Annotated in this window: 7 protein-coding genes; 3 read left to right on the top strand and 4 right to left on the bottom strand. The window is 58.3% G+C overall.

The genetic code is table 11. The features are described 5' to 3' along the window. Window positions 1-441: hypothetical protein (locus ACFE7X_RS24260; RefSeq protein WP_375438263.1), on the top strand; the 441-nt coding region annotated here is incomplete at its 5' end. Between the two features lie 33 nt (window positions 442-474). Here ACFE7X_RS24260 and ACFE7X_RS24255 read toward each other — a convergent pair. After that, entirely contained in the window at window positions 475-1,071 is a 597-nt protein-coding gene (locus ACFE7X_RS24255; protein WP_375438262.1) for a Uma2 family endonuclease, read from the bottom strand. Window positions 1,072-1,142: 71 nt separating this feature from the next. On the opposite strand from ACFE7X_RS24255, the gene ACFE7X_RS24250 reads away from it, so the two are divergent. Continuing rightward, on the top strand, window positions 1,143-1,682 hold the full coding sequence (locus tag ACFE7X_RS24250; protein WP_375438261.1) for an RBBP9/YdeN family alpha/beta hydrolase: 540 nt from the start codon (window positions 1,143-1,145) through the stop codon (window positions 1,680-1,682). A 198-nt stretch (window positions 1,683-1,880) separates the two neighbouring features. On the opposite strand, the gene ACFE7X_RS24245 is transcribed toward ACFE7X_RS24250, so the two are convergent. Continuing rightward, window positions 1,881-3,188: a glutamate-5-semialdehyde dehydrogenase gene (locus ACFE7X_RS24245; protein WP_375438260.1), complete on the bottom strand. Its 1,308-nt coding sequence runs from the start codon at window positions 3,186-3,188 to the stop codon at window positions 1,881-1,883. Between the two features lie 96 nt (window positions 3,189-3,284). Next, a complete protein-coding gene (gene proB, locus ACFE7X_RS24240) occupies window positions 3,285-4,376 on the bottom strand; it encodes a glutamate 5-kinase (RefSeq protein WP_375438259.1) in 1,092 nt (363 codons plus the stop codon). 76 nt (window positions 4,377-4,452) lie between these two features. Between proB and ACFE7X_RS24235 the strand changes: the two genes are divergently transcribed. Next, window positions 4,453-5,445: a M28 family peptidase gene (locus ACFE7X_RS24235; protein ID WP_375438258.1), complete on the top strand. Its 993-nt coding sequence runs from the start codon at window positions 4,453-4,455 to the stop codon at window positions 5,443-5,445. Window positions 5,446-5,835: 390 nt separating this feature from the next. Here ACFE7X_RS24235 and ACFE7X_RS24230 read toward each other — a convergent pair whose 3' ends face one another. Beyond that, complete coding sequence (locus ACFE7X_RS24230; protein ID WP_375438257.1) at window positions 5,836-10,200, bottom strand: hypothetical protein; 4,365 nt, start codon at window positions 10,198-10,200, stop codon at window positions 5,836-5,838. Between the last annotated feature and the right edge of the window lie 258 nt (window positions 10,201-10,458).

Below are 10,458 nucleotides of genomic sequence, written 5' to 3'. Positions count from 1 at the left end.
CTGTTAGATATGCCAGTAGTATTACCTATCGACGTTTCAGACGAAGACTTGCTAGATGCTGTACGTTTGTGGATTCATTTGTTGGAAGCAGAACGCTATGAAGAGGCTCTAGAATATACCTATCAGGATCCTTATTATGAGTGGACACCTGAACTAATACGAGATGTTATTTATGGCTACGGATTTCCAGAATATGAGGGAGAGCCAGAAATATATAAGGTAACTTCAATGGAAGAAGCCGTAGGAACTAATGGCAATCCATACGCGGAAGTAGAATTTCATATGCCCCGAAAGCATAGAACAGAAGATGCATTGATAGTAGGGGAGATATGGTTTAGTCTTCCCTTAAACGGGAAATGGAGTGATGTAACAGCTACGTTCAATGTGCTATACATGCCATACTGTGTTTCTCTTGAGTTACAGGAAATTCACATTTTTTGACCAGACAAGACAAAAGCGGACATATAATCTGTTTTAGGCTTCTTCAAATACCCGTTCCCACTGTAACTGCAAGCCCGGTAACGTGTGTACTGGCATGTCGCCGGGGGCAAAGTAGGTGCCGCGTGCTTGGTAGCGGCCGTTTTCCAGCACGTAGGCGGCAATGCTTTTTTCGCCGGGAAACACTATCCAATATTCTGTCACGCCGCTTTCTTCGTAGAGGTCGAATTTCTCTTTTGTATCGTAAGCCGCTGTGCTCGGCGAAAGGATTTCAATAATCCAGTCAGGAGAGCCGAGACAGCCTTTATCGTCTAGTTTTGTAGGGTCGCAGACTACGCAGATGTCTGGCTGCACGACAGTGGTAATCTGTGCATCACCGTTAGGGCCTGCGGTGGTTAGACGTACATCGAAAGGAGCATGGTAGACCTTACAAGGCTGGCTAAGGAGATGAGCATAGACAGAACCGAAGAAGTAGCCTGAAATTTCTTGATGGACGCGGCGGGGCGCCGGGCTCATGCGGCGAACCTTACCTTTTATCAGCTCCACAAGTTCATCAAACTGCCACGTCAGATAATCAGCGTAGGAATACGTTTTGCTGACATCGAGTTGAGAAAAGCTGGTGATAGGAGGCATGGTACAAATGAAATTCGGTGGTTAGTAAAGATACGGGGGCAGCCTATATTCGTCGGAAAATCAAACCCCTCATGCCCCCAACAATCCTCATTGCGCCCGGCTTGGGCAATTCTGGCTCCGAGCATTGGCAAACCCACTGGGAACAGCACTACGGCTATCGGCGCGTAGAACAGCACAATTGGGACCAGCCTGTTTGCACTGATTGGGTGCAGACACTTGATGCGGCGGTAGCAGCGGCCGGTTCGGGTGTAGTACTGGTAGGGCACAGCTTGGCTTGTGCTACCATCGCGCATTGGGCGGCTACCACCCAACATGCCATAGCCGGCGCCTTGCTGGTGGCTCCCGCCGATGTCGACCAACCCGACTTTCCGCCGGAAGTCACCGGTTTCCGGCCCATGCCACTGGCGCGGCTGCCGTTTCCGAGTATCGTGGTAGCCAGTACGAATGATGAGTACGTGACGCTGGCGCGGGCACAGCAGTTTGCCGAGGCATGGGGCAGCCGGCTGGTGAATGTAGGCGCGCTGAGTCACATTAATTCTGAAGCTGACTTAGGTTTATGGCCGGAAGGGCATAAGCTGCTGATGGATTTGGTGGCATCTCTTCGCGCATAGAAGAAGCAGGAAAGCCACCAAACCAATTCAGGATGTAGCTGAGAAATCCACAATACGTCATGCTGAGCGCAGCCGGATGCATAGTCGAAGCATCTCGCGTGCTGAGGTTGTGGTGCTAATTCAACGACGCAAGCGAGATGCTTCGGCTGCGCTCAGCATGACGTTCTGTTATGAATGTAAGTGCCCCGCCCCAACCTTTTAGCTAGAGCGCACTTGCCCATTACCGCGGACTAACCACTTATAGCTGGTTAGTTCCTCCAGGCCCATGGGGCCGCGGGCATGAAGCTTCTGGGTGCTGATGCCGATTTCGGCGCCAAGGCCAAACTGCCCCCCATCGGTGAAGGCGGTGGAGGCGTTGGCGTACACGGCGGCGGCATCGACGGTGTTCAGGAACTGCTCGATCTGGGCGGCGTCTTCCGAAATTATGGCTTCGCTGTGCTTGGAGCTGTGAGTGGCAATATGGGCTAGGGCTTCGTCGAGGTTGGCTACTGTCTTAATGGCCATTTTCAACGACAGAAACTCGGTGCCGAAGTGTTCGGGCGCGGCTGGTTGGAGGAGCTGGTTGGGGTAGAGGCCGCGCAGAGCGGCGTAGGCGGGCTCATCGGCGTAGATGGTCACGCCGGCTTGCGCTAGGGGCGCGGCTAGCGCAGGCAAATCAATGAGGCGGGCTTCGTGGAGCAGCAGGCAATCCAGAGAGTTGCAGACGCTTACACGGCGGGTTTTGGCATTGGCGACGATGGCGCGTCCTTTGGCGAGGTCGGCGGTTTCGTCGAAGTAGGTGTGCACGATGCCCGCGCCGGTTTCGATGACGGGTACTTTGGCATTCTGGCGCACGTACTCAATCAACTGCTGACTGCCGCGCGGAATCAGCACGTCCACGTAACCGACGGCTTGAAGCAGGGCCTCGGTGGCTTGGCGGTCGGGGGGGAGCAGGGTGGCGCAGTAGGGGAGCAGGTCGTGCCGGCAGAGGACCTCGTGAATTACCGAGATGATGGCTTGGTTGGAGAAACTGGCGTCGGAGCCGCCTTTGAGTAGGCAGGCGTTGCCGGTTTTCAAGCACAGCGCTACCACGTCGAAGGTTACGTTGGGGCGGGCTTCGTAGATGATGCCCACTACGCCGAGCGGCACCCGGATTTTGGAAATGTGCAGGCCGTTGGGCAACTCCTGTTCCAGCAGCACCTTGCCTAGCGGCGAAGGCAGGGCCGCCACGCTTTCTATGTCCCGGGCAATGCTTTCGAGGCGCGCGGCGGTGAGTTGCAGCCGGTCGTAGCGCGGGTCGTCGGGCGCCATGCGGGCCAGATCTTTCTCGTTTTCGCTAAGCAAGAACGGCGTCTGTGCCACGGCGGTGGCAGCGAGGTCGAGCAGGAGCGCATTCACCTTAGCAGGCGCGAGCAAGCCGAGGTTACGACTAGCTACTTGGGTGGCTTGGAAGCTGGCTTGTAAGTCCATGACGGAGAGGGTGTAGCGCGAAGCCTGGGCTTCGCGTTTCGTTGGATGATGTACCACCAACTTTCAGTTGGTGACTCGTTGAACAACCAGCGCGTTCCCGTGGCAACGGCATCGTGCAACAGGGCACCAACTGAAAGTTGGTGGTACACCAGGCTAGCTGATTTCCGCGCTCAGAAACAGATAATCGTAGTGTACCAGCGGCTTCTGGTGTTGCAGGCCGAGGCGTTCCAGGGCCTTGTCGGAGCCGTATTCGGCTATGCCTAAGCCGACGGGCTTACTTGCTTCGTCGAGCAGCCGAATGATGTCGCCTTTCTCGAAAGTGCCGATGATACCGAGTATGCCCACGGGCAGCAGGCTAGTGGCTTTGCCGGGGGCAGTGAGGGCGGCTTTAGCCCCCGCGTTTATCTGCACGGCGCCTTTGGCGGCGGTTTCGGCGTGAGCCAGCCACTTCTTTTTGCGCGAGGCGGTTTTTTTGGGAATGAACTTGGTGTTCACTACTTCCTCGCTCAGAATGCGGGGCAGGATGTTCTCGGTTTTGCCGTTGGCAATATGCACCGCAATGCCCAATTGCGCCACTTTGTGGGCCATGTGGCACTTGGTAATCATGCCGCCGCGCCCGAACTGAGAGCGTTGCGTAGTGACGAAACCGGAAAAGCTGGTCGTGGTGGGCTCGATTACCGGAATCAGCTGTGCGCCGGGTGCCTTCGGGTCGCCGTCGAAGATACCGTCTACGTTGCTCAAAATCAGCAGTGCGTCAGCGTCCAGCATCGACGCGACGAGGCCGGCCAGCTCGTCGTTGTCGGTGAACATCAGCTCCGTGACGGAAATAACATCGTTTTCATTGACCACCGGGATGATGTTGTTTTGGAGCAGCGCCCGGAAGCAGTTTTGCATGTGCAGGTAGTGTTGCCGGTCTCGAAAGTCCTCTTTCGTCACCAGTACCTGCGCGCAGACCAGTTCGTGGGCCCGAAACAGCTCGGCGTACGTGGTCAGCAGTTTCACCTGGCCCACCGCGGCCAGCAACTGGCGGCTGCTCACGGCATCGGCTTTCTCGGAAACGGAGACCAAGCTCCGTCCCGCCGCCACCGCCCCCGACGACACCACAATCACTTCCTTGCCAACTTTTTTGAGGCTGGCAATCTGGTCCACTAAGTGCTGAATGCGGGCTGTATCGGGCAAGCCATCTTCTTGCGTGAGGACGTTGGAGCCGATCTTAACGACAATTCTTTGGTACGAAAGTGCCATGCTGCATAAGGTTTCTGCGCCGTTAAGGTAGGAGAGAATTGAATGACCACATCGGCCTTTTCCTCGTTTACAGCTTATGCCTCCTCTTAAAAGCACCGTGTGCGGACTACTGTTTGCCTTACTAGGCGTTGCGGCCTGTGAGCAAAGCAACTCGCAGCGAGGGGCCTCTTCCTCCCGATCTACCTCTTCCCAACCCAACCAACCTATGGGTGCCGATCAAAACCAACTATATGCCGATGTAGAGTTTCTGACTTCGCTGCAACCAGCCCGTCACTACCGCAATCTTGCCTCGCTCAATGCCGCCGCCGATTATATTAAGGCCACGTTTGAGAAGCTAGAAGACGGCCATGTGGAAGAGCAAACCTTCAAGGCCGACGGCCGGCAATACCGCAACATCATCTTGTGGTTTGGCCCGCCGGATGCGCCTCGCCTAGTAATAGGCGCCCACTACGACGTGTGCGGCGACCAGCCCGGCGCCGACGACAACGCCAGTGCCGTGGCCGGACTCCTGGAAACGGCCCGGCTGCTGCAAAGCCTCGGCTCCAACTCCAAATACCGCGTCGAGCTGGTGGCGTACCCCAACGAGGAACCGCCCTACTTCGCCACCGAGCACATGGGCAGCGCCGTCCATGCCAAGTCGCTGCACGATGCGAAGGTACCGGTGCGGGCCATGCTCTGCTACGAGATGATCGGCTATTTCCGCGACGAGCCCGGCTCCCAACGGTTCCCGAACGAGCAGATAGCTGCGCTCTATCCCAACACCGGCAATTTCATTACGGTAGTAGGCCGCACGGGCCAGGAAAGCTTCACGCAGCGCGTGCAGGAACTCATGAAAACCAAGGCCGACCTCGACGTGCAGCGCATCAACCTGCCTATCGAAATGGGCCTAGCTGGTCTTTCCGACCACCGCAACTACTGGAAGTACGGCTACGAGGCCCTCATGATCAACGACACGTCCTTCCTGCGCAACCCCAACTACCACCTCCCCTCCGACACCATCGACACGCTGGATTTCAAGCGAATGGCCGAGGTAGTAAACGGCGTGTACGCGGCAATTATGGGCTTGTGAGGGACCTTACCCCTAGCCCTTCGCCGCTTGATGCGCGGAATATAAGAGAGGGGGACTAGTTCTAGTTTCTAGCTCTAGAAAACTAGCAGGTAGTTCACTTTGGGGCCAGGACAGGAGTGGTGATGGTAGTGGAACACCCCGCATCTGTCATCCTGAGCGAAGTGAAGGACCTTCTCACGCTAGAACAGCAGGCGCAACAATGACTCGTTCGGCGGGCAGAAGGTCCTTCGCACGCTCAGGATGACAGACGATTGGATGATTCTTCTAGTATTTGGTTGCTGTACCCCTCTCTCAAATAAGGAAGGAACTGATATTTTAGCTTCTAGGCTAAAAACCAGTTCCCTCCTTTTTATCGTTCAAGAACTGAGGATTAACCCTCGCCGAACAACGCTACTCCACTTCCTCTGGCTCGGTAGCTGCCGGCGCAAAACGGTCCTTGAAGCGGGCATACAGCGCATTCATAGCGAGCAGCAACAGCCCCATTAGAATGAAGACGATGGCGCGGGTGATGGTGTTGCTCTGGCTTAGGTCATAGCCTATCAGCCGCACGAAGCAGATGGCCATTCCAATCAACGAGGCATAGCGCAGGTCTTGGCGGCGCAGCAGCAGGCTACTGATAAAAGCGGCCATGACTTCGAGTATCAGCAGTACCGTTAGCACGGACCGGTCGAAGGACTGGACCAGCAGCAGCATGAGCGCCACGAAGGCCGGGTACAGCAGCAAGGGCACCAGTATTGGTAGGGTGAGTTGCCCGAGCTTGGCCAGGGGCACCAGCCACGGCGGCCAATAGGCTTCTTCGGCGGCTAGTGGCGGCTGGTTGAAGGCCACGGCAGCGTACACGAACAGCAGGACTACGGTAGCAGCCGTGGCGAGCCAGTGAGCCGTCAGGAGTTGGCCGGGCGCAATATCGGTGAGGGCTACGTAGCTGCTCCAGAGTACGGCGGCTCCAAAGAAAAACACGCCGTATACCTGCACCCGGCGCAGTCGGTGGGGGAGTTGGCGGGCACCCAATGTCAGGGCAAAGGCCACTACTATCCACAGCAGCGCCTCCCATTGCAGCTGCACTTCCCGCCACAGCGTGAAAGCGGCAAAGAGCAGTGTCAGCTCGGGAAGCAGGGGCTGCAAGTAGCGCGTGGAACGGTACACTGGCGCGGTGGCAGGCAGGCGCTGCCACGCCAAACCAGCCAAGACCAGCAGCAATGCGGCGGCAGTGAAGCGGCGAGCCGGCAAGCCGAGCAACAGGTCAGTAGAGGAAGTGGCCAGTAAACTCAGGTGCCCAAGCAGCGCCAGCGTGAGCAGGCTATAGGTGAGGTGCAGCAGGAACCGGTCGGGGTGGCCGTGTTGCGTTAAGGCTTCAGTGGTGGTCAGCCGTTGACGCACCTCGTTAGCTGCCACCGCCGCTGCGGCTGCCAGTAGCGCCCATAGCAGGACAGGCACGGCCTCAGTGCGCGGCGCGAAGGCCACCCAAACGGCGAGCGCTGCGTGCAGCCCGAGCAGATATAGCCACGGCCAGCGTACGTGCTGCTGGCGGCCTTCCCACCACGAGCAGAACAGCCCCGCCCCGGACAAGGCCAGCATTGGCAAGAGGTAGCCTAGCACCGATACGGGTTGGAAGGTTTGCTGAACCGGGAGGACCTCACTCCATTGCAAGCCTTGGTAGCCGACGGTTAGGAACAGCAAGCCCAACCACAAGCCTGGTATTGTAGCGTAACGCCGGAGCACCAGTAACGTCCCACCCAAGCCAGCTATAGCCCAACCCGCCCAGGTATGCTCGTATAGCAAGCCGCTTGCTGCTAGCAACAAAAGTCCTGTCTGCATGCCAAGCAAGCGTAAACTATACAGTGGGTTATAGGAAACCGGTACTGCATCAAACACAGGGGCATCGCGGCGGTGCAACAGCGCCTGCGTGCCAGCAGTAGCCAGCGCCGCGCCAGCCAGCAGCAAAGCCCGCAACGAGTCGGAGAGCAAAGCGGGGCTGGTGCGGTACACGAACGGAGCCAGCGCCACGGCTAGTACCAACGAAGCATAACCTAGAACGCGGTAGAGCAGCCATTCCTGGTGCCAAGCCAGCAGCAGCGTGAGTACCAGGGTTTCCAGATAGAGTAGTGTGAGCGTGGCGGGCCAGGAAAGGCCGGCTTCGTGCAAGCCCAAAATGGCTACCGCCAGCAGCAACTGGCCTAGCAGTAGATGCAGCGGCCGGAACCAGCCGGGGCTACCGCGCATCCACCACGCCAGCCCAAACAGCCCGCCCGCCGTGGCGGCTAAACCACCAACTAAGGCGGCCACGGGTGGCGTATCAATTCCAAACAACGCTTGCGTGAGCAACAAGCCGCCACCTACGTAAAACAAGCCCGTTAGCACCCGAAGGCCAACGTGCAGGATCCGGTCGTTGGGTTCGAAGAGCAACGCGGCAAACTGTGGCAAGCGCACCGCCAAGTGCAAAGCCAGGGAACTACCGAAAGCGGCCAGCAGCAAAAGCAGCGCGTTGCGGTGCAGCTCGAGCCCCGACAAATGCGCAACCAGCGTGGTAGAGGCCAGCAGCAGCCAGCCGCCGCTAAACACGGTAGCCACCAGCAAAGCGCGGTAGGTCGGTGGTTCGTTGGTTCGGCCAAACAGGCCCGCCAAGAGCAGGCTCTCCAGGTACAGTACCACCGCCACGGCTGGCCACACGAGGCCCGCCTTGTGCAGCCCCAAAATAGCCACTACCAACAGCGCCTGCCCGCACAACAAATGCATGGTTCGGAACCAGCCTTTAGTGGAACGCAGCCACCACGCGACGCCAAAAAGCGCACCTGCTGCAACGGTAGCACCACTCACTAGCCCTGCTACCGGCGGATTCGGCACGCCGAAAAAGGCTTGTACCAGCAAGGCGGCGCCACCCAAATACAACGCGCCCACCATTCCGCCGAAGCCGCGGTACAGCTCGTGCCCGCTTGGTTCGTCTGCCTCCTCGTTGAGTAGCGCTTGGCGTTGCACAAGCTGGAAGTAGCCGGCTCCGAGTAAGCCCGCCAGCAACAGCAAACCGGCGTTGCGGTGCAACTCGGTAGGCGTGTAAGAAGTGATTTGCGCAATGTTTAGCACCAACAGCCCTACGCTCGCCAGCAAAGCGCCCGCCGAGGCCACCTGAAACACCACCACTTCCCGCTCGCGGGCCATAATGAAGGCAACCAGCAAGGTTTCGAGCAGCATAAACAGCAGCACGAGCGTACCCGTAGCGTGCCAGCCCTGCAACGAGAAGGCCGTGAATAAAGCCAGAATCAGCGAGATGATGCTGTCGGTGCGGAACAGCCACCGGATGCCAAGCTGGCGCGCCTGCCGGGCCACCCAAAACGTGAGGAGCGCGCCCAAACCTAGCGGTACGGTTTTCCAGGGCGAGCCGGTGCTGTACTGGTAGAGATTGATGCCCAGGCAAGTCCAGTTCAGGATATGGGCCGCGAACAGCAAGGCATCGAAACGCACACTGGCGTACACCTTCCGGTATTGCACTACGGCCGCCGCTATTCCCACCAGTAACACCAAACCCATGGCGCCGAGCCGCAGGAAGTTGGAGGGCGGGCCATCAGCTACCAGTGAATAGTGCCAGTATTGATGAAACACGAAAAAGCTGACGATGCTAAGCAGTAACTGATAGCGCCAACGCTGGCGGTAGGTAATAGCGATGCTGAAAGCCGTGACGCCCGCCGCGGCCGCCAGGGTGAGCAAGGTGTGCGGAAGCACCGCCAACGCCACCAAACTCAGCACCCCGTGCAGCGTCGCCACCGATTCTCGGCTGGCGTCCCAGGCTAACCACAGGTTGGCGGCCACGCCTACTAGTAGTAAGAGGTAACTAAACGGCGGATCAACCCATTGCAAACCCGGTACGCTCACCGCCCCCACGCAGGCAAACAGAAACACCGCCGCCGCACTACTTTGCAGCCACACATGCAGTTGCGCGGCAAAGGGCTTCGGCCGCAGGTAATAATGCAGCCCCAGCAGCGCCGCCGCGAAAGAGGTAATCATGCCGAAGCGCATTGGCGCACTCACGCGCAGGGCCGTGTACACCCCCAGGAAGCCAATGCCCATCACGAGAACCACGGCACCCAAAATACCGGTCCAGTTGTCGAGGAGGAGTTGTTCGGCCCGGTCCCACCAGGTAGGGCCGGTTGGCGCAACGGCCACGGGAGTTGGAATTGGCCGTGGAGTAGGGCGGAGCACTGGTGCTGGCGCTGGCCGAACGGGTGCGGGCGTTACGGCTGGAGTGGCCGTTTGAGGAACGGGCGTAGATGGCGCCTGAACCGGCTTTTCAACCGGCCGGGGCGTGGGCGGCGGAGTAGCTGCATCAGCGGCAGTTGGCGCTACGGGTGACGCTGGTGCTATGGGCGCAATTTCTGCGGGAGCTTTAATAGGGGCCGGCGTGGGCTCGGCAGCTACTGATGCGGGTGGCGCTGTGGTTGGCGGAGTAGCCGCTGGTAATGGGGGAGTGATGGCCGCGGCAGGTGCCGCCGACTTATACCATTCCAATGCCGGAGGAGGTGGCGCCACGGTTAGGGCCGGAACCGGGACTGGAGGCGGTGGTGCCGCTGGAGCCACCTCTTGCGGTGGTTGAGGGCGGAGCCGTTGCAACTCCTGGCGCAAACGCTCGACGGTCACTGATAAAGCCAGGTGCTCGTCTTCGCGCTTTTGCAGTCGAGAGGTCAACTCCCGCACGCGCTTGGTGCAATCCTGATACAGCAGGGCGCCCACAACGGCGACCAGCATCAGCAGGCTGATTTCCATACAAGTAATGGTTAAGGATAATACACAAACTGGCCGCCGTCAAGCAACCGACAATAGCGCGGACCAAGCGCGGCCGGTAACGATAGAAGCCGCTGCCAGTAGTCCGCAATAGCATAGGGACCGGAACATACAAAATAGTCTTTGTATAATGATTAAGTAAATGACAAAATTTTACACATTTTTTTATGATAACCCCTTTTAGCAGTCCTGAAGCCACATTTCACGCTTAGGGTTAGTTACCTTGCTGCGCCTCACTGC

This window comes from uncultured Hymenobacter sp., from assembly GCF_964242765.1.
Taxonomy (GTDB): Bacteria; Bacteroidota; Bacteroidia; order Cytophagales; family Hymenobacteraceae; genus Hymenobacter.
The sequence above is the reverse complement of the archived record's forward strand: the minus strand, read 5'-3'. Positions and strand labels throughout refer to the sequence as shown.